The following is a 20,077-nucleotide window of genomic DNA, read 5'->3' on the forward strand; positions in this document are numbered from 1 at the left end:
GCAGGTCTAGAGACATCCCCTAAGAACTTCCCCCCAGGCCTAGCTCCCTCCTAGAACGTGCTATCCGAATAACCGAAGAGACGAAAATCTTCGGCGAAGAGCCGTCTGACGATATCGGCACTCTCATCATCGTAGTAGTTCTTGCATTTGGTCGCGGCCCCGGTCGGAGCAGGGCCAGAGCTTTGCAACTGCAGCTGCGACGAATCCCCGCCGATACTATCCATAATAGTTCTTAGATCATGCTCGAGGCTCTCGACGTAGCCAACGTAATCGATGCGCTCAATGCCTATAGGCTCAATTATGCGGTGCTGAGGCATCCAGTGGATGTTCGCCAAGAGCCCCCCACGCTCCAGAAAGCGGCAGAAACCCAAAAAAGAGGCCTCGCCATTGCCATAGGCCTTGATCTCGCCACCAAAGCGGCGCATCCAGCTGTCTGCATTCGATTTGCGAGCGAATTTCTGCAGATAGGCTGAGAGGGTCCTATGGTAAGGATTACGGACTACGGTGAATATATAGTGATCATTAAGTACGGTATCGATCTGCTGCTGCGATAGATTGCTGAGCTTGTCGTAGGAGGACTTGCCCTGCCTGTCCTCATGCCCAGAGGGAAAGTGATAATCAAGGGTGCTGGATATTGTGCTGTTAGCAGCTTTCGGAATGCGAATATAGGTGTACCCATGCCGCATGGATACGCCAATGCGCGCATCTACCGAGCGTAGCTGATAGCGCCACAACTGAGGCCGGTTACGATAAAACGGTTTCGTGGCGCAGCGTAGATCCTTGTGTAACTTGGGGATCGAAACACCCAACGTGCGTTTGTGCGGGCTAGAAGGATAGACATATCAAGAATTCGCCGGAGTTAAGAATTCGCCTGGGGACATGCTGCATGATTGCATTAAGCTAATCGTAATCAGGAGCTCTCACGCCAGAGTCGCACCATCCTAGCATAGCTATGCTGGGAGTTTTTTAAAGACACCCATTAGGCCACCAACTTGGCCAGGCCAGCACCTGTCCGTAATCCTGCTCTAAGCGCGCTCTGATTTTAGCAGCAAGACTGCCAGACGTTGGTGCAGCGCGATCATCAGCAAGCGCCCATTTTGAATGGACTATATCGATAGTTACCGGTGCCCTTGTAATGCCGAGGACGCGGAGCATCGCCAGGCGGTGACTGCCCTCGCGGCACTTTACAAGCCTACCGTCACGGTCGATTCGTACAGTGATCTCATGTCCAGGTTTGCCGCCGAGAGCCGACTGCTCTTTATAGCCGTCGTGGCTCAGTTCGAGCAGCAGTTTCCACTGCCTGTCAAAGTATGAATCCAGCTCAGCCACACTTTGCATGCGAGGATTCTTGATGTAACCAAGTCTCTCCAGCTGCTCGCGCATCTGGCCATAGCAATCCGTATCTTTGTACTTGCCCCCAGAAAGCCATATCTCGCGGATTTGAGCCTCGCGGAAAGGTTCGAGTGCCTGTCCCCCTAAATCCCATGTTCCGCCACATATCCAGAAAGGCCAGCGCTTGAGGTACCCCGGCCATTCGTAAAACATCTTCAGGTACTCAATATTCAGAGGGTTGGTCTCAATAATGACCGAGCCTCTGCGCGCTAGCATTAGCCACCGCGAACTATGGTGCAGGGTCTTGGATAGGGGGTTCATTTTGTCCAATGTGGGTAACCAATACTTTGCTTAACCAATGTTACCAGCGCTCACCAGCAAGTGCGTGACGGTATAACTCATCGTAGTCCTGGGCAACACGCTCAATACGAAAATGGTCGATTACTCGCTGCCGACACGCTCCTCTATCAAGGGTTTGGGCTTTATGAATGGCCTGTTCGAGTGCCTCGGGCTCAGGCTCAGAGATGATTCCACTAATGCCGTCCTCGACCAACTCGGCAACTGAACCGCGCTGCGTGGCTACCACCGGCGTGCCGACAGCAAGGCTCTCGATAAGAACTAGGCCGAAGGGTTCGTCCCACTTGATCGGGAAGAGCAGCGCGTCAGCGTGCTGTAGCAGGTGAAGTTTGCGCTCACCGCCTACTGTTCCAGCGACCTTTAACGAGCGCACAAAGGGTAACCAAGTAGCGGGGTACTTGAGGTGCCAACCGCCGGCGAGCACTACTGGCTGCCCGCGGCGGGCAACGCGGATAGCTAAATCGGCCCCTTTCTTGCGTCGGCTGACCTTGCCGAGAAAAAGGGCATAGCCTCCTTTGCCTGGACCTAGCGGGTACTCATCTACGGGAAGGCCGTTATAGACGAATACAGAGTGTCCGTGTCGTGTAGCGTGGTTTGCGGACAGATAGACTCGGTTGGCAAGTGGCAAGGCGCCGGTGCGGTGGTTGCCGCGAACCGTAACAACGAACGGTACACCTAGGCAGTCCAGATCCTCACCCGTTGCCCTGTCTGTCTCGGGATCAGTGGCGTGAAAATGGATAATGGTTTGGCCGGAGGCCGATGCCTCGATAGCTTCCTTCAAGGGTGTCCCGCACAATCTATCAAGCCGATAGTGCTCGAAGGTCTCGGTTGCGTGTCCACCTTGAGCAACCACGACCACCCGGTAGCCAAGCTTACTTTGTGCTGTCGCGAGCCACTCTATGCTGCGCGGCATGCCGCCGTCGCATGGTGCTCCTGGTACTGCCTTTGCAGCCAAATGGATGATGGTCGAAGGGGAGTTCGTCACAGCCGCTCCGCTGGTGTTTGCTAAAAATAATGCTTAGCATAATAGCAAGCTGTCAGTTTAAGAGCTAAGCAATTTGTCGATTTGCTATTATCGATTTTGGATATGCTTGTTAAGTAAATGAGGGTCATGCCTCATAAGAACATCCAAGTCCTGTTCAGTATTGCTTGCTGAATATGTAGGCAGCCCAACCAAGTCAATCTTTTTGGCGTGGCTATACCGCAAATACTCACGGTAAATTTCTAATGCGCTTTCTTTTCGTAGTTCTCCAGGTTTTCGCTGTTCACGGATATGCTCAGGACAGTTTGTAAGTATAATACGGCTTGGTTTGGGAGCGAAAAAAGTGGCGACTCGACTTAGGGAAGAGTACGCTAGCGGCATGTTTGACCTGAGCCCAAAAAAATTGAAATCAACAAAAAAACGGTCAAGCAGTAAGTGTTTTTTTCGGCTCCGCAACGCAAACACAAAAAAGAAATGAATCAGCGCAGTTATGCTAACAAGCCCGGAAAGCCGTTCTTCAGCAATATTCTTTTTTATTTCCAGCCTTTTCATTTTTGACCTTACAAAAAACTTTGTGACAAAATTCCTGCGATAAAGGTCTTTAAACTTATAAATGAGAAACGCATTTCCAAAATTTTCTTTCAATGCAAATATTAAAGCGGTCTTTCCGCTGCCGTCCGGCCCAGCAATAACAGTCGTACGCCTTTTAAATAGAAACTTACGTCTTTTTTTGTGTATGTAAGATTTTGCCGAGTGAAGCCAATCCTTTTCGGGCGTTACATTTGCGTCTTGCAGGTACTTTATTGCTTTATTGTTTTGGTCTTCACTGATGCTCCCACTAAGGGCTTGGTCGACAATGCCTAAAATTAGTTGTGCCTGTTTTGTTTTTAACTTCTCGAGATCGGTTTTATATCTCTGAAGGCGAGCTATTACTTCAGGTGAGCTTATGTCTTTGTTTTTGTGGAAAAGATGCGTAATGTATAAAAGAGATCCAATATTTGTGTCTAAAGATGAGTTGCTCTGAGAGTTAACGTTAATATGTTTCAATAACTCTTGGGTTCTAACATAAAGCAAAGCGCCATATGATGATTTCTTAACCTCAACTTTTGACCATACATCAATATCTACGCTTGCCTCAAGCTTGCGGAGAGTAATTTTGGTCTTGCTATTTTTGCTGTAACAGACGTCTATTAGGCACGCATGTCTCTTTGCTTCCTTAAAAATACACTCTATAAAATTAATCTCGTGCCGCGGATCAACAATCAGATCATAGTCACCGGTTTCAGCCTCTTCTGCGGTTAGTGGCTTATATCTGAGTAACGAAACATGCTTAAGATTGCTGTCCAAAGCGGCTCTAAGGATGCTAACTGGGTGATCAGCCGATGATGTAAGGTGCTGTGTGTTGTGATTCATATTTATTCCATCGCAGAGCTACATCATGGATATTTTTATAAAATGTTGAAAGCATCTAATTTTATGGGCCATGAACGTCTGTTGTATGTTTAATTATTACATGCGGTTCACGAGCTGAGTGTAATAAAAGTACTCTCTAATTGTCAAAGGTGTGCAAGGGTCCATCTTTTTATTCGTTCTAGTTTGTGGATTAGATTGCTCTCCTCGGGTGAGGTTTCGCGTCCCCAGCCATTGATTATGTGTGAAAACAGTTCGCAACTAAAAATTTTTACTGCGGTAACGATGTCAAGCTGGGGTCGTTTGGAATCGATAAAACTTGATGCCAGACGCTCGGAAGAAATCCAAAAGTCTTTTAGTTTTGCTTGGCTGATTTTCTGTTTGCTGCGAGTTTCTCTATAGTATAAATACATTATGTCAAAGACATGGGATCTGTAACAGGAATGCTCCCAATCTATGAAGCGAGGCCTCCCTGAGAATAGCAGTATGTTCTTTGTGCTTAAATCTCCGTGGGAAAATACCTTTTCAATTTTGGCGTCTTCTAGGCTTCTATATACTTCATTGTACCAATGGCCATAGTCCAAGACTTTTTTGTTGTTGGCCGATAACTCTATTAGCATATCATATATATGGTTCGGGCTGTGTAATATCTTTTGGGGTGAGCAAACACCTTGCGAGGTGATTTTTTGGAGTTTAGCAATAAGCTGGATAACTTCTGATTGGATATGAAAATTCTTGATGATTGAGCTAATCTGGTCGTCAGCCATCTCACCAATATGACATTGTAGGTTAGCGTCATACCGTAGTTCTGGTATTAGTTTAGCTGATGTAAGTTGTCTCAAACAGCTTGGATCATCTATACTTGATCTTAATGAATCTAAATCTGTGTCTGAAGATAAAAAACAAACTGCTTTGTTTTCGAAGTCAAAGATAATTCGGCGGCTTTTTGGTTCGCGGACGTATGCAAAAAGGCCGATATCAGGGAGGGTTATAATCTTATCTGATGAGTAAAGATCTGCATTAATAAGTGTTTGAGTCAAAATGCATCGTGTAAGTGATGAGTAATGGGCTGCTGTTGGTGTGGCGGCAAAGCTGGTTGATATACGAGGAATTACCGCTCTTCCGTTGCGGTATGCAAATTTCCAGTCGGCGAAACTATGCTTATTAAGATTGATATAAAAGCCACGCTTTAGTTTGGCAAAGTTAGCCGAACTGATATTGATCTGATTGTTTGATGTTTGGCTCATGGTTCACGTTCATGCATCATTTAAGCAATCAATGTGTATGTTCGCATTGGTTCTTAGCATAGTAATCTCGCAGTTTGCTGCCAATGTAAAAGCTAGCCAAGCAAACACCGACGAAGAAGAAGACTGTTCGGCCGAATGATTGGTGAACCCTGACTGTAGCTAGTAGCATGATGGCAAGAGAGGTGGCCGAGCTAATCGCAAATATCGCTGGAAATGCGGCTCGGCCGTAGTGCCTAAGTGAGGTTGCTGCCCATGTAAAGAGCCCAAGATATGTGCCGAAGTATAGTATTGCCCCGATAGCTCCAAGAGCATATAAAACTTCAATATACAGATTATGAAAATGCACTTGTCCAGGTCGGGCTTCCTGAACAGGTTCGTAATTCATCTCGGTGCCCCATCCGAGCAGTGGTCGCTCCTTCCACGCCTCTATGCCAACACGCGGGAACTCAATTCGGAGAGCAACCGATCTGCTTACTGGATCTTCGGCTGCAGCATCAGGATCAGTCAAATATTGCTGAATAGTTTCAACTGTTTCTATTGCACGATCTTTCGCGTGGTGAGTTTGAAATAAAGCAAGTGTAGCTAAAACGATCGTTATACATGATGCTACGGCTACAATAGATACAACCTTCCAGCGTGATTTGCTGCTTGATGGTAGAAAAATAGATAACAAAAAAGAAGCGGCAATAATCCCGCCGACGCTACCTATCCATGCGTTCCTCGAGCCGGTAATAATAAGAGTCCATGCGACAAATGATAATAATAGCAAATATCCCAATATTGTCACGATTGACGATAAAGAAAACAAGGAGTTCTGGGAGTAGGCTCTATAAATAACACGTATAACTGCTACAAAAAAGCCTATAAGAGCAAAACTAAGTGCCATGGCAATCTGATTAGGGTTGCCAGGCCCGAACAAACGCCTGCTGTCCCAATCCAATGCAAACAAACTATTCCAGTCTAAATCTTGCAAGAACCAAATTGATAGCCCAGTCAACGCGGCTAATAAAAAGAGTCTTATCCGGTATATGTTGTCTCTAACGAACAACGCACCAATTATGAATATCAGCGCTGAAGTGCGAAGCAGATCACCGGTTTCGGGTCCTTGTTTAACTGGGACATCAAGTTGCTCATACAATGATATGCCATGTCGCAAGCCAAGGTAGGCAATGAAGACAACACTTGCCCAGAAAACCAAATTTCTACGGAGGACAGGCCAGAATTCTCGTAAAGCTACAAAAAAGGCCAATAATAGTATGCCCCAAGCTAGTCTGTTGATGCTGCCACCGAGCCAAGTCCCTGTAAAAACAATTATCAGCGCTGATACAAATCCAACTATATCGGCTATATGAAACCGAGTGCATTGTGGAAGCCAGACATCTGTTTTGTAATTATTAAAAAAACTAATCATGGTTAGATTTAGTTTGCTGCGGGCGGCACAAAAACAAGTGAGCATGTTGGGTTAGAGAGGTTATAATGCCTATGTCTGTATTGTGAATTAGGCTGGAATTGCCTTTTTTGTGTTCAATCGCTTCGAGTTGAAAGCCACTCGATTGCAGCGCATCTTTTATTTCCTGAAAAAAAGGTGATGCTTGCTTGTGCAGTTCGAAAAAAATGAAGCAATAAGCTCCGCTAGCGAGTAATTTTTGCATGCCTCTAAACGCATATCCTTCATATCCTTCTATATCCATACGTACTATGATTGGCGTATGGGTATTTTTTCTGTGCTTGTTAATAAGATCGTCTACTGTAGTTATCCATACTTCTTCGTAGGATCTTTCTGTGTTGTCTGAACTTGTGAAATTGTGCGTATTAGATGTCTTGCCTAATGACAATTTGCCTAGTTTATTTGATTCGCCAATTCCGCAGTGAATGGGGGTAATGTTTGTATATTTGTTTAGTGCTATATTGTACTCTAAGCGCTCAATGTTGCTTTGCTCAGCTTCTATTGCAAGAATGGTAGAATCCCCGCGTAGTGAATTTGCACTAATGAGGCTGTAGTATCCAATATTCGCTCCAATATCCAAAACCAATGGGGGCTGACTAAAGTTTGAGTCGATTTCCTTTATTCGGTTCTGGAAGTATACAGTGCTAGAGTGTTCCCGCGTTTTATGAATTGCAAGTTCATGTTCTATCTTATGTTGAGAATGCGGATCTATATTCAGCCGCATCTTGCTGCCGTGAATGGTGCAATAAACATTGTTATCGGGATCAGATAAACGTTTCAGGCGACGCAGCTTGAGTTTGTCTAGCCTTTTTCTGAGGCTTTTCGAAGCTCTGATCCTTGGTGTGAGATCGCGTAATCTGCTTAAAATTGATGCCATTGGTGAAAAGCCCTAAGCTTGTACCATAATGTGTTGTAAATGAGCGAGTCAACAATCATTCTTTTTTTGTAAAAGCCTAAGCGGATAGTATCTGCTGATCCAAGGGTGGCGCTTAAGCATTGACATGCTCCAAGGTTTCTTGTCGTTTTCGCCTGGAAAAGCTACTAGGCGACAATTGTTAGGCAAGTTACCTTGATGCTTGGGTAGCCAAGCTGCACGATATATGCCTTCGTTTCTCGTTAGTATTGATAGTCGGTCTCTGGCGCGTATATATATCCAAGCCTGGTCAGTGCCGCGAATTTTAGCATCTACAGTCTCATTCGGCGATTTTGTTGGGTCAAAATCGTACCATAGGTCATTAGCATATCCGCACTGCACAACGAGGATTGATGAATTAACCGGGCATCGATAAGGCCAGTAACCACGTCTCAATCGGTGTTTTATCGCGGAAAATCCGCGACGTACCTTCATTCCATCGCCAATTGCCAATGGCTGATTAAGCTCGAAAAGGTTGGAAAGGTCTCCTGTAACAACAACGTCCAGGTCTAAATACATAAACTTATCTTCATTGATCAACTTTTCATGTTCTGATGAAAAAATCCATAGCTTAGCGTAATTGCCTTTTGTTTTGTCAATTAAATATCGACATTTATTCGGTAGTTCTATTGGCTCGATTTGTGCGTCTAGGCCCGAAGGGTCATCAGTAACACAGATCATACGAAAAGGCTGGGTGTGATGAATGCTTAGCATCTCATGGAGCGCATTAACATGGGCTGATGAGTACGGAGCCCCTTCAGATGGTGTTCCCCAGCGAAAGCATACAAAGACTAACATGATTTTGAGGGCGCCTTATTTGAAAAAAACAGTATCAAATATAGCATCAATATGCTCCAATTGTGTATTAAACTGGGCACGCTAAACTGCTGCAAAGCTTTATGTCCAATGACTTTCGTGTCCATTTATTCATATAATAAACCTACTGTAACCAGACTGAAGTAACTTTATATAAGTGGCTGTGAATTAGCTATACGTCGGCCTCGCGAAGTGGTTATTCATGCTCCGGATGCCACATTATTCCAACCCAATGGTGGGAGCGATGACGTACAGCTTCAATTGTGCCATCGTCAGACCACGCCAGTGGAAGCATGTCATCGCCCAGATCAGTCTCACGGATAGCGAGAAAGTGGAAGCTGTTAACTGTGGGGTTACAGTTTATTTTTTCCACGTCGTCTGATCTATCAGTGATTCCCTCTTTGCCGCATAGGTATAAGTCGAGCACATCACCTGTAATGATAGCATGGCGACAGGCGACATGCCCCGAAATCGGCGTTAAACGCCCACTCTGGTAGTGGTTCAACATCTGCATGCCGCGACAAATGCCAAGAACTGGTACAGAGTAACCGATGCTGTACTCAAGGGCTGCTCTCTCAAGCGCGTCCCGCGCCGGTGCCGAACCGATATCATTGCCGCCAGATAGCACAATTGCCTCTGGGGCAAGTTTACACAGATACTCTGCGAGACCATTGCTCGGAACTCCGCTACAAAGAGGAATTGGCAAGAAGCCTAATTCCCAGAGCATAGCTGCCAACCGCACATCAAGGGTGTCGCGATTTTCTGCGCGGCTTGGAAGTGAGTCAATTCGTTGTGTTAGGGCAGCACGTTTAATCAAGCGTTAATCATCTCTACCGATTTGGTCTCGCGGGTTAGTTGATCACTGAACACTTAGTAATCCCCACCAGTAGGTTCAGGAGGTTCACTCTAGCGTTACGCGCCGGCGGTACTCCTGGTGCGCTGTAACCATAAACTCAGTTATGAAGGCGCTAAATATTGCTAGCATGCCCCCTAAGACAATCCCCAACATGATTATCAAACCTGTTCTGGGTTCTTCCTCTTCCAGGTCCTCCTTTGTGAGGTCTAACAAGTCTTGCCTAGCTTGCTCCCAAGCAGTTTTAAGTTCCTTGCGCTGGTCCAGTAGACTTTCATAGAGCCACACGCTACCGGCCACATCAGCAATCCCGGCGTCATCCGGCAGCTCGGTTAGGCGGGCTTCTAACTTGTGTACTGCCCGATCTACGTGTTCCAGTCTTGATTTGATTTCTGTAATCCTTTTCTCAGTCTCTTTTTTCTTGGTCGTCTTCTCTGTATCGATCTTCTCTTCCACCGCCTCTTCGGTATCTGTCGGTTCGGGCTGGGTAGCCGTCTGCTGGTAGACTGCATACACTACCGTGGCGACGACAACTAACAGGAAGACCACCGCCATGATGCGCCAGCGGCGCAGCATTGTAATGTAAGGTCGATCAGGGATATCTCGTCATCCTGAACTGGCCGCCGGGTCGATCCATGACCGGTTTGCCCAGTTTGTGCACCTTGATCTTCGGTAGAGGCCATCTTTTCCTTCTTGTCTTATGTGAGCAAATAAGGTGGGTTATCCGGACTAGGCTAGGTGTCACAGGTAGCGCTACGACGGCTACATTAGCCACGTTAAGCTACAAATAACATCGAATTATTGCAAGGGGGGGGGGGGGGGGGGGGGGGGGGGGGGGGGGGGGGGGGGGGGGGGGGGGGGGGGGGGGGGGGGGGGGGGGGGGGGGGGGGGGGAACGAGTGAGGCCAAAAAAGGCAGAAAAGAAGCAGGTTTGTTGTTGCCTTTGTTGTTGCGTCTATCAGTTAGTAAGGCGGTAAGCCTCTGATGAGCCATGAGGTTCATTGGGCGTAATGTGTATAATGCTGAGTTCTCGTAACTGCCAGGGGAGGAGTCAGCTTTGGTAACCCGTAAAAGTGCTCTAAAGTTCCTGGGCGATACCGCTGTCCTGTGGGTCGATCCACAGCTGATCACACACCATAGAGGTAGTAAGTTTCCACTCACTGCTCAAATTCGCGCTAAGTACAAGAGCAAATTGCGGCGTCCAGTGACTTGGGCTAGTAGGCGCTGGCACCCCTTTTTCGTGAGGGAGGCTTGGCTACCTCCAGCTGAACCAATCGAAAGCGAGGGCAAGTATCGAAGAGTAAGCGATCTTATTGCAAATAGACAAAGGCTGGAAAGAAGTGATTGGTATCAAAGCATGATCGACCGGGTGCGCACTAAGGGGTCAGTGCGCTACAAGTTTCAGAAGATGTATAGTGAGTCTGAAGTAGACGCTTTCTTCAATGAGCATGTTGGGCCACTGATCGAAAGCATGGCGAAAGAGGGGTACAGGGAAGATCTGGCTCCCGAGCATGGTACTGTGTTAGTTGGTGAAGACGGAAGGCTGTATAAGACAGGCGGTGGAAGCCACCGTTTCTATGTGGCGCGCGAATTGGGTGTGAAAAGCGTGCCCGTTACGGTTGCTAGCGTCCACGAAGATTGGGTTCGAGCCCAGGGTGTTGTACCCGATCGCCACGGGCTGCGTGAACTGCCAAAGCTGCTAAGATCTCTGGGGAACTGCACTGACTAGCAGCAGGGTAAACCTCATTACTGTGAGGTGCGAAGCCCCAAAGGAGCTTGGATATGGTCAATTAACCTAGATGTCCAACGGGATACATTGCAGTTTGCAATCACAGGCGCTCAAAGCGCAGCACTGAGCAATGAACCCTTTATGTGCACAAAGCTACTCCTGTGACCGGCAAGTAAGTTCCGAGACGGCTGGATTCAGAAGTGGTAATGCATAATCCAGGATCAGCCTTTGGAAAAAACGAAAACTTTTTCGCCTCTGCGTAACGCATACTTGACTACATCTTCTCCCTTTGCAGTTACTTCCCTTTCAAGCTTCAAGCCTCCGCGCTCAATTCTGTCCTTGAAATCTCTGCCATAAAACCGCACATGGTCTTTTTGCCCGAAGTGAAGCAGACGGCCATGTTTTGTATCGATGTCCTCATTCTCATAAGTGGTGTCCCAGCCTTCTATTATCGGAACCATGCATATTAGCAAGCCATCTTTTCTTAAAATGCGACTTATTTCGCTAGCACTCCTTAGGTCATCTACATGTTCTAAAACATGATTGGCAATGACCAATTTTACTGAGGAGTCTGGCAGGTTTATGTCTTCTATATTTAATATTAAGTCTGCAGTCTGTTTAATATCGGCTGTTGAATAATTATTCCATCTCTCTCTTAGCCGTTTTTCTAGACCTTGCTCTGGTGCGAAATGAATGACCTTATCATCAACAGCTATTTCATCGGCGATCAGGTTTCTTTCAAGCGCAAGCCATAAAAGCCTATGCCTTTCTTTGCTGTAACATTTGGGACATCTGATATCTATCCTAGGAGGACTTCCAGCTATACCAAAAAATCCTTGATATCCACATATGCAGCAAATTCTTTCAGCTATTGGTCTCAAGGACTTCAATGCCTTACGGTATTGCTTGATATTCCAGAGCAAGTTATGCAAAAATATTCTTTTTATATAACATCTAACCTTGTTTTTCATGATGGAAACCGTTGTTTGTGGTAGAAACTTTATTCAGATTAAATGCCGCTATTAGTGGTTTGTTTTCAGGAACTGTTGCCCCAAATAAGTGACAATTCGAAAAACGTATTTACTGGTTCTAGGCTAGTCGTAACGCTTCTGTGATAGTTAAAACCGACTTCTTATGTTTACAGCAGGATCAGTTGGCTTTAATCCCCGTAATTACATTTTACAAAATTTCCGGCACCTTCGCAATCTGTGTGGGTGACACCCCCATCTACTCACGCAACCGCCGATCTACATATTGTGCCATAGGGTGAGGCAGGCAGATGGGTGAGCTTGCCAGCGATCAGGTAGCAGATGGAGATCAGATTCTTCGTGGTGCGAAATCCTCGTGCACGGCCCTTGGCAACTTGAATCTGACCGTTCATGCTTTCGACGGGGCCGTTTGATAAGCGAGAGTCAAAGGCGTTGAGGATGCCCTGCCAGTGAGCCTTGAGCGTTAACGCTAGGCGCTTGAACGGCTCCAGCCGGCAGCGCCGAGCCCAACTGTACCAGGCGTTGAGGTTTTGCTCAGCCTCTCTGCGAGCACCACTGCCGGTCAGTATTTCGCGCAGTGCCTCCTTGAGCCGCCAGGCGCGGGCTGTTTTCAGCCTCGTCCGTGACAGGTAATGCAGTTCGGTGAGCTGCTTGAGCGTGTGCCGCGAGGCATCCTTAAGCCAGACCCAGCGAGTGCGCTTGAGCGCAGGCTCCAGGCGCACCTCGGCGCGGCGGACCTCGTCGACTGCCTGATTAGCCAGCTGCACCACATGGAAGGCGTCGAAGGTAATCGCTGCCTCGGGTAGATACCGCTGCACGCCGGCGATGTAGGCCTTGCTCATATCGATGCATACCGCCTCGACAGAGTCCCTATCGCCGCCGTGATCGTGTAGATCCGCCACAAACGCCCCAATGGTCGACTGGTTCCGCCCTTCGCAGGCAAAGAGTAGGCGTCGGTCATCAAGGTCCTGGAAGACAGTGATATAGTTATGCCCGCGCCGCGAGGCCGTCTCGTCGATGCCGACAGCGCGAACGTTGCTGAAGTCCTCCTGAGCACGGGCTGCTTCCACGTAGTGGTTGAGGATTCGCCAAATTGGGTCATCACCTGTTAGCGGCTTTGGAAAACCGTACAAAATTGGCGGAGGATTCAGACATACTAATACGTTACTGAGATCCACCGCCATGTCCTTTTCCTTACAGGTGGTAAATTAACTCTCTGCTTTGGCTTTTTTGCTCGGAGACTTGCGCTTAGCTTCTCGGGTGTTTCTGCGTTCTTGAGCTTCCTTGTAGCGATATGACTCGCCGTCTATGGCGAGCACTTCGGCGTTATGCAGCAGTCTATCGATCAGGGATACGACACATGCAGCACTCGGGAAGACCTCGCCCCACTCGCTAAAGGGGCGATTGGTGGTGATGATAATAGAGTTCTTCTCGTACCGGCGGCTGACCAATTCGAAGAGCAGATCGGCATAACGCGTCGAGTAGGAGAGATACCCTAGCTCGTCGATGACCAGTAAGCGTGGCCTAGTGAAGCGGTTAAAGCGCTGCTGGAGTAGCCTCTCACTGTCTTGTGAGGCCAGCTCGGCGAGAATGGTGCTGGCGTTGACAAAGAGCGCGGTATAGCCGGCGATCACCGCCTGGTAGGCGATATTGCGGGCTATCATGGTTTTGCCGACGCCATTACTGCCGAGCAGGACGACATTACCGGCCTCGGGGATGAATTCCAGGCTCATCAGGGCATTGATAGCGCCGCGGTCACAGCTAGTAGGCCACGACCAATCGAATTCGCTCATCGGCTTGAAACGCCCTATATGTGCTTCGCTCAGGCGGCGCTCGAGAGAGCGGCGGGTGCGCTCTTGCTCTTCCCAGCACAGCATCTGCTCGATCCACTGCTTATCCTCGATCTCTTCCCAGTGGGCGAGGATGCCATGCAAGCGCAGGGCCTTGGCCCGCTCAATCATTTGCTGCTCAGGTGTTTTCGGGGTCATTGTCGTCTTTCTCATAGTTAGGGGTTAGGGCGTCGTAGCCATCGAGCCCGCGCAACCGGATGCTTGGCTCACGTTGACGTAGCTGCTCGGGTAAGCGCAGAGGCAGCGATGGCGGGCCAGGGGTTTGATCGCGGCGTTGTTCGAGGATCTGGCTGAGGGCATGTGGGTGGGGTACACCACGCTCGAGAGCGTGCTCAATGGCGGCATCGAGCTCGCTGGCGCCGTAGTGATCGAGCAGACGAAGTAGCGCAGCTGTGACGCTGCCGAGGCTATTGGTGCGCGTTGCCGCTTGCGAGAGAAACTCCTTGGCGCGCGGTACAGAGCTGCTAAGCCGGTCGGTGCCACGATGTAGTCGAGCAGCTTGCTTCTCTTGGGCTAGCTTATCGATATGGCGCGGGTCCTCTATTTGAGCGTGGCGATCATAGCTGCGTGGATGCGAGGCTATAACGTTCTCGCCATCAAGCACCTGGATCCTCTCCAGAGTTGCGCTGACGCTGAGTGTTTTGCGGACATATTTGTGCGGCACCGAGTAGTCGTTAAGGTCAAAGCGCACATAAGGGGTTTTGCCTACCTTTACAGGCACGTTCTCATAGCAAGGAAATGGCTCGCTGGGTAAGGCACGTAGGTAAGGCTGCTCCTCGGCAAATGCCTGGCGAACACTGCTATTTTGCTCCTGATCGCAGCGCCGCTCGGCGGCAATGCTTACGCACCAGTGCTGCGCCTGCTCGTTCAGATCATCAAGGCAGTTAAACTGCCTACCGGGCCAGAAGCTGGAACGCACGTAGCGGATTGCCCGCTCGACACGGCCCTTTTCGTTGCCTCGGGCTACGGCTACTGGCCGTGGCTCAAAGCCGTAGTGGGCGCTAAGATCGAGTAGCTGCGGATTAAAGCGGATCTGTTCGGCGTAGCGCTCCAGCACCGCGCTTTTGAGGTTATCGTAGAGCAGGCACCTGCACACCCCCTGCCAGGCCTCGAAGGCGGCGACGTGGCCACGCAAAAAGTTGGCCGTCGATGAGCCGAGGTAGAAGCGCAGAAAGATCCAGCGCGAATAGCTCAGGACCATGACAAATGCCATCAGTGGGCGCTTAGCCCGACCTATGGGCAGTTTGCCGAAATGGCCCCAATCGACCTGTGCCTGCTCCCCGGGCAGGGTACGCAGGCGCATATACGCCTCAGCGACCGGTTTCGGCCGGTACTGGCTTATCAGGTGGCGAAAGTGATCAGGGCCGCCCGAATAACCACGCTCGCGGGCCATGTCATAGAGCCGGCTAGCTGGTATTTTGGGGTAATCTGCCAGGGTCTGCTCGATCCAGGGTACATAGGGATCAATGATCGATCCTCGCCTAGTGCGTTGTGCACTAGGGATACCGGCCTTTGCCAGCACCCTATGGACGACATCGGTGTGGACATTGAGTTGTCGGGAAATGGTGCCGACGCGCCAGTGCTCGGCGTAGTGATAGCGCATGATCTGCGCCTCAAGCTCTTTGGATATAGCCATATCCTTACACTCCATATGCTCGGCGAGATGAGCGCAGAAACATGCGCCTCGGGCTTAGCGCAAGGCAATTCTCGCCGGATCTCAGGGACCCGAGGGGCGCAACGGCTCGCGGCGAGAATAGCGGCGCAGGGTATTTGTGCGGACAAATACCGAGCACGGGCGAGCGCAGAAGTCACAGCGCGGGGCGCTCTCTGTTAGTCGGCGCGCTTGCTGATAATCGGGCCGCTCAACAGGCCGTGCTCGAGCTTGGTTATCTGGCTGCGAGAGCTTAAGTGAAGCATCACTATCAACAGGTGTGGAACCCTGATGCGTCACTTTTTTGTCTCGGCTTAGGGATAGGGATAGGGGTCGAGTCCGGGCCCTGGCTCGATAACGACTCTGGCGCTCTGCATGCTTGGCTTTGCCTCGCCTAGAGTCTTGATAACGCCTACCCGCCTCGCGCAGGGACTGGCGGCGGGCAGCAGTTGCGCATTGCTGGCTACAGTAGCGATTGCCGCGATCGCATTGACTGCAGATCATGACCTGTCGATTGCAGCAATCGCAAAAGAAAAGTCGGCGGGTCAATGCTTTAGGCTGGTTCATCGGGGCGCTTATCCAGGTAAATTGCAAACACTGGACAACGGCGCTAAACCCGAGGATACTGATATGTGCCGTGTCGCAGGACGCGGTGGGCGCGGCATCAGGAGGGTTGTCAGCCTCTGGTTACCTGATGTCGCGTCGCCCTTACTACTTGCCTACCGATTCTCACCCTCTTATAAGCAAATCTCCAGTACTTTTAGCTGCTTAAGCAATAGCTCTGTGGACTTGTGGACGAGCGCTTCGCGCCGCCCTGAGCCCTACGGGCCGTGTGGACAGCCCGTGGACAACCCTGCGGGTTGCCCACCGCCTGCCCACACTCTCAGGGCTCTCGCCCACAGGGCCCACAGAGCCAGCTACTGGTTTATACGGAAAAGAAGGGACAAGCGAAAGCAGAAATCGACACAGAGCGTGGTAGTTAGTCTTAGCTTTTAGCTACCCAGTAGTTATGCGTGTTCTTGAATCCTCCGCCAAATATGTACGGATTTTGGCAGCCAACAACATCACCAACACCCAGGTAGTTAGCGACCTTCTGGACCGACATCTGCTGGCAGAGGGTAATGACCATCGCCTCGAACAACTGCGAGAACCCGCTGCCTGGACGCGCCCAAGGCACCTCGACCTGAGTGGTCTTCCCGCAGTCCTGACATCGCACCCTGGGCACGGCGGCATGGATATAGGCCTGGTGCTCGAAGAAATGCAGGTGCTGCCAGGAACGCTGACGGGTGTCATGAACTGCTTGAGCCTCGGCGCCACAGGCCGGGCAGGCGAAGCGGCTGCCGCTGGTGAAGGTGATATCGAAGTCGATGCGCTTGGCCTGCGCATCAAAGCGGATGTCACTGACTTTCCAGGGTGCACTCAACCCAAGCGCGGCGGTGAACAGGGCGTGCTCAGTAGCCATGGCAACTCCTCGCAAAAATGGTGTGGCGAGGCACAACATATAGGATCACACCCAGCGTTGACTACCTCGTCTTAAGCTGCTGTCACCCACACAATTCGCGAAGGGACCAAATTTCCGACCAGCTCTCTTCAATAGAATCCTGCCGGTTAAGGTTCCAGGTTTCTCTAATGGTGCCTATCATCTCGTCCATTTCACCACGCATACATTGAGAAAGTCTTGACGACAGCTCATTGAAATCCCTGGCATTAGCACCAGGGAGAGCCACATGATGTTCAAAAAGTAATTCTTTCTCATGTTCGACATTAACGTGTACTACTGGTTTGCCCAAAGCGATTGCTTCCATCATCACGCTGGAAATATCCGTTATCAAACAATTCATTCGCGAAAGCAACTCAAGAGAATCAACAATGCCATCTGCAGGCAAAATCACCATGCGGCTGAGTTGTTTAAAAGGCAAATTAAGATTATGGCAACGCACCAAGGGGTGAAGCTTGAGGTAAAGTGTCATCTTATTTGCTTCTAAATACTCGTCGAATCGTTCCCAGTCAAAGCCGTATATCTCATTAATACGTGGTTTTCTTGTTGGTGCATACAATTTGTGAAAATCACCTGCGTGCTTTTTCAGCACAGACTCTATTGAGTCTGGCAAAACTACCTTTTCATCTCCGTTTCTTAGGTTCATGGCTCTGTAGAAGCGTGGATAACCTAAGGCTCTTATCTCAGGGACAGCACACTTGTCATTCATCTCCTTCCAGTAGCGCATGTATGACTCAACCGCGCCCTGAGCTATCGAGAAATGAGCATAGGGAGCCATAACCGTTTTGGGGTGATTGTTAAGATTCTTGGTTGTAAGTAATCCGGTATATTCGTGTCCTTTAGTTATCATGCCGTGGTAAAGCTTGATTATAAGCTGGTTCCTGATTTTGCCAACACGCCGCAAACCCGATAGCGTTATTTTGCTTGTAAATGAGTCATTTTGCCAAAAAATGGCCTGGCTGTTATAAGTGCCCAAAAGACATCTTTCTTCTTGTAGATGAAATCGATGCATTTATGGTTGTGGGCTCCCCGGTGTATTATTGCTTCAACTTCTTCAGATCTATTTGTGGTTCTTGCCACCACTTTTATGGCTTTATAATCTTTTCTTTCCAGAACGCGAATAAGGGGAAGGGTGTCTGAAGACGGTGCCGACGCCCGCAATGTAATGACAGCGGAATAGCGGTCAACTCGCACTAAAAGGGCTATAACCGATATGCTGTACGAAAGGGCTAAGTAGTAGAGGGCTTTAACCATGTGACGCGTTCTAGGTTCCGGGCTAAGTCGTGTTAGTAAGTGCCTGCAAAGCATGCACCACAATTGGCTTTTCTGTTTATTATAGGGATGAGAAATAATAGATTAAGATTATCGGTCTTGGTTACAAGAATCAAGCACTGCAGTATTGCGGAGGGCCATGATGCTCCAAGGTTATATGTTCTTAGGGCGTGGCATAAGGGCACCTTTGAAGTCTCCCCCGGAGTCAGTCAACATCCACGGGTGGGGGCGCCGTGGATCCATCCGTGGATGTCATGGCGCCATCCCAGGCGCCATAACACCCACACACTCGGTAGTTGAGTGACTCCGGAGGAGTTTTCGGAGATTACTAGAGGCAATAGGCACTTAATAGTCGGCTTTTTGAGGTGCCCACGAGTAAGTGCCGAAACTCTAGAGTGTTATGTAACTCACCGATCTGATACCTTCGACATAACACAAACAGCCTGAAGCACAACATCGGTTCACCTGAATAGGTTTGGAGCTGGAGTGACCCATTCTAAGACGAAAGTGCGAAACCCCATATGGATTCATGCGTTAAAGTCATACTACTCATTCAGGGAGAAGCTTCACAAGCATGGTTAGGAAGATAATTTTCGGCGTCCTGATTACCATTTTAATTGCAATCGCAATCGCCTTCACAGCCTTAGGCTGCTCCGAGGAATCTGACCATTGGCGGGCCGCGTCGCCTATGCCAGAACAAAGGGGACAGCATGCTATCGCGGTTCACGACGGTTCCCTCTATTTCTTCGGCGGTACGGTGACGGAAGATGTCCTAGCAGAAGGTGTCTTCAGCTACGAATATAGCACCGATACTTACACGGAGGGTCTTGCCTCCATTCCCACTAAGCGAAGCCGGCTTCAGGCTAGCACTGTGGGCGATTTCATCTACGTAATCGGCGGTTGGGATAAATCCCGCTATCTCGGTACGGTTGAGAAGTATGACCCCTTAAAAGATTCCTGGACCACCGGGCTTGAGCCTATGCCCACCATCCGGCGCGATGCTGCTCAAGTGGTCCACCACGGCAAGATCTACGTGATCGGCGGACGGGAGAAGGGCAAGCAGGGATCCACAGCCAATGAGGTCTACGACCCTGATGAGGATGCTTGGCGCAGCTTGGCCCCGATGCCGACCTACCGGCGCCAAATCACCGCCGAAGTACATGATGGCGTGATCTACGTCTTCGGAGGGGAAGATAACGAGACAAAGGACATGGACGTGGTCGAGGCATACCATATCGACGAGGACCGCTGGGAAACCGGATTGGCACCAATGCCAACTGGGCGCCACGAACCTGCCTCTGCAATCGACTCAGAGCGCGGCCAAATTTATGTCACTGGTGGCGACGTGGGGTCCCGCGACGTTACTGGTGCCCACGAACGCTACGATATCGACACCGATACTTGGAGCACCCTTGACCCCCTTCCAATACCCCGCTACAACTTCCATGGCCGCTGGCTCGACGGCGCAGCCCATTACCCAGGTGGCCGCGTCCCCGCGGGCGACGGTGTCCGAGATTACCACATTTATGATCCAGGCCAAGACTGAAGGGAACTATCCCCTGACTGTCAGGCTAGCACGTCCTTGACAAAAAACGTCGTGTTGCACAACTACAGCACGCACCCCCAAGTTAATCAGGTGATTAATGATTGACCTGATTTGCGAACCTGTCGAGCCTGTGGAGGAGCAGTCGACGCAATAGACCGGCAAAGAAAAGAGGCTCCACGGATTCCA

18 protein-coding genes are annotated in these 20,077 nt (G+C 49.6%); 2 read left to right on the forward strand and 16 right to left on the reverse strand.

Annotated features, from left to right (window positions below):
* Positions 1–50 precede the first annotated feature (50 nt).
* The 10 genes from HH1059_RS01660 to HH1059_RS01700 form a co-directional block, all read right to left on the reverse strand.
* The gene (locus tag HH1059_RS01660) at positions 51–734 is read right to left on the reverse strand and encodes a sulfotransferase family 2 domain-containing protein (protein ID WP_096407555.1); all 684 of its coding nucleotides are present in this window, start codon (positions 732–734) and stop codon (positions 51–53) included.
* A gap of 232 nt (positions 735–966) precedes the next feature.
* The gene (locus tag HH1059_RS01665) at positions 967–1,608 is read right to left on the reverse strand and encodes a hypothetical protein (RefSeq protein ID WP_162549285.1); all 642 of its coding nucleotides are present in this window, start codon (positions 1,606–1,608) and stop codon (positions 967–969) included.
* Positions 1,609–1,693: 85 nt separating this feature from the next.
* A complete protein-coding gene (locus HH1059_RS01670) occupies positions 1,694–2,674 on the reverse strand; it encodes a glycosyltransferase (protein ID WP_162549286.1) in 981 nt (326 codons plus the stop codon).
* A gap of 87 nt (positions 2,675–2,761) precedes the next feature.
* Complete coding sequence (locus HH1059_RS01675) at positions 2,762–4,084, reverse strand: hypothetical protein (RefSeq protein WP_096407561.1); 1,323 nt, start codon at positions 4,082–4,084, stop codon at positions 2,762–2,764.
* A 143-nt stretch (positions 4,085–4,227) separates the two neighbouring features.
* A complete protein-coding gene (locus tag HH1059_RS01680; RefSeq protein WP_096407563.1) occupies positions 4,228–5,328 on the reverse strand; it encodes a phosphotransferase in 1,101 nt (366 codons plus the stop codon).
* A gap of 28 nt (positions 5,329–5,356) precedes the next feature.
* Entirely contained in the window at positions 5,357–6,739 is a 1,383-nt protein-coding gene (locus HH1059_RS01685) for an O-antigen ligase family protein (RefSeq protein ID WP_162549287.1), read from the reverse strand.
* Positions 6,732–7,652 (reverse strand): FkbM family methyltransferase, encoded by a 921-nt coding sequence (locus HH1059_RS01690; protein WP_096407567.1) that lies wholly within the window; start codon positions 7,650–7,652, stop codon positions 6,732–6,734. Before HH1059_RS01690 ends, HH1059_RS01685 begins: the two co-directional genes overlap by 8 nt.
* 48 nt (positions 7,653–7,700) lie before the next feature.
* The gene (locus HH1059_RS13045; RefSeq protein ID WP_162549288.1) at positions 7,701–8,486 is read right to left on the reverse strand and encodes a hypothetical protein; all 786 of its coding nucleotides are present in this window, start codon (positions 8,484–8,486) and stop codon (positions 7,701–7,703) included.
* Between the two features lie 214 nt (positions 8,487–8,700).
* Positions 8,701–9,321: a gamma-glutamyl-gamma-aminobutyrate hydrolase family protein gene (locus HH1059_RS01695; protein ID WP_096407569.1), complete on the reverse strand. Its 621-nt coding sequence runs from the start codon at positions 9,319–9,321 to the stop codon at positions 8,701–8,703.
* Positions 9,322–9,405: 84 nt separating this feature from the next.
* The gene (locus HH1059_RS01700; RefSeq protein ID WP_200232734.1) at positions 9,406–9,912 is read right to left on the reverse strand and encodes a hypothetical protein; all 507 of its coding nucleotides are present in this window, start codon (positions 9,910–9,912) and stop codon (positions 9,406–9,408) included.
* A 501-nt stretch (positions 9,913–10,413) separates the two neighbouring features.
* On the opposite strand from HH1059_RS01700, the gene HH1059_RS01710 reads away from it, so the two are divergent.
* Positions 10,414–11,085 (forward strand): ParB N-terminal domain-containing protein, encoded by a 672-nt coding sequence (locus tag HH1059_RS01710; protein ID WP_096407573.1) that lies wholly within the window; start codon positions 10,414–10,416, stop codon positions 11,083–11,085.
* Between the two features lie 221 nt (positions 11,086–11,306).
* On the opposite strand, the gene HH1059_RS01715 is transcribed toward HH1059_RS01710, so the two are convergent.
* The 6 genes from HH1059_RS01715 to HH1059_RS01740 all read right to left on the reverse strand — a co-directional run bounded on the left by HH1059_RS01715 (position 11,307) and on the right by HH1059_RS01740 (position 18,085).
* Positions 11,307–12,056, reverse strand: coding sequence for a methyltransferase domain-containing protein (locus HH1059_RS01715; RefSeq protein ID WP_096407575.1), 750 nt, complete (start codon positions 12,054–12,056; stop codon positions 11,307–11,309).
* Between the two features lie 260 nt (positions 12,057–12,316).
* On the reverse strand, positions 12,317–13,258 hold the full coding sequence (locus HH1059_RS01720) for an ISL3 family transposase (RefSeq protein ID WP_109962847.1): 942 nt from the start codon (positions 13,256–13,258) through the stop codon (positions 12,317–12,319).
* 24 nt (positions 13,259–13,282) lie between these two features.
* Complete coding sequence (gene istB, locus HH1059_RS01725; RefSeq protein WP_096409948.1) at positions 13,283–14,062, reverse strand: IS21-like element helper ATPase IstB; 780 nt, start codon at positions 14,060–14,062, stop codon at positions 13,283–13,285.
* On the reverse strand, positions 14,043–15,560 hold the full coding sequence (gene istA, locus HH1059_RS01730; RefSeq protein ID WP_096409949.1) for an IS21 family transposase: 1,518 nt from the start codon (positions 15,558–15,560) through the stop codon (positions 14,043–14,045). The genes istB and istA overlap by 20 nt, the downstream gene beginning before the upstream one ends.
* Before the next feature lie 1,000 nt (positions 15,561–16,560).
* On the reverse strand, positions 16,561–17,037 hold the full coding sequence (locus tag HH1059_RS01735) for a transposase family protein (protein ID WP_231901994.1): 477 nt from the start codon (positions 17,035–17,037) through the stop codon (positions 16,561–16,563).
* An 82-nt stretch (positions 17,038–17,119) separates the two neighbouring features.
* Complete coding sequence (locus tag HH1059_RS01740) at positions 17,120–18,085, reverse strand: CDP-glycerol glycerophosphotransferase family protein (RefSeq protein ID WP_096407579.1); 966 nt, start codon at positions 18,083–18,085, stop codon at positions 17,120–17,122.
* Positions 18,086–18,919: 834 nt separating this feature from the next.
* On the opposite strand from HH1059_RS01740, the gene HH1059_RS01745 reads away from it, so the two are divergent.
* Complete coding sequence (locus HH1059_RS01745; protein ID WP_096407581.1) at positions 18,920–19,891, forward strand: Kelch repeat-containing protein; 972 nt, start codon at positions 18,920–18,922, stop codon at positions 19,889–19,891.
* The last annotated feature ends 186 nt before the right edge of the window (positions 19,892–20,077 follow it).

Origin of the sequence: Halorhodospira halochloris (assembly GCF_002356555.2) — a bacterium.
GTDB lineage: Bacteria > Pseudomonadota > Gammaproteobacteria > Nitrococcales > Halorhodospiraceae > Halorhodospira > Halorhodospira halochloris.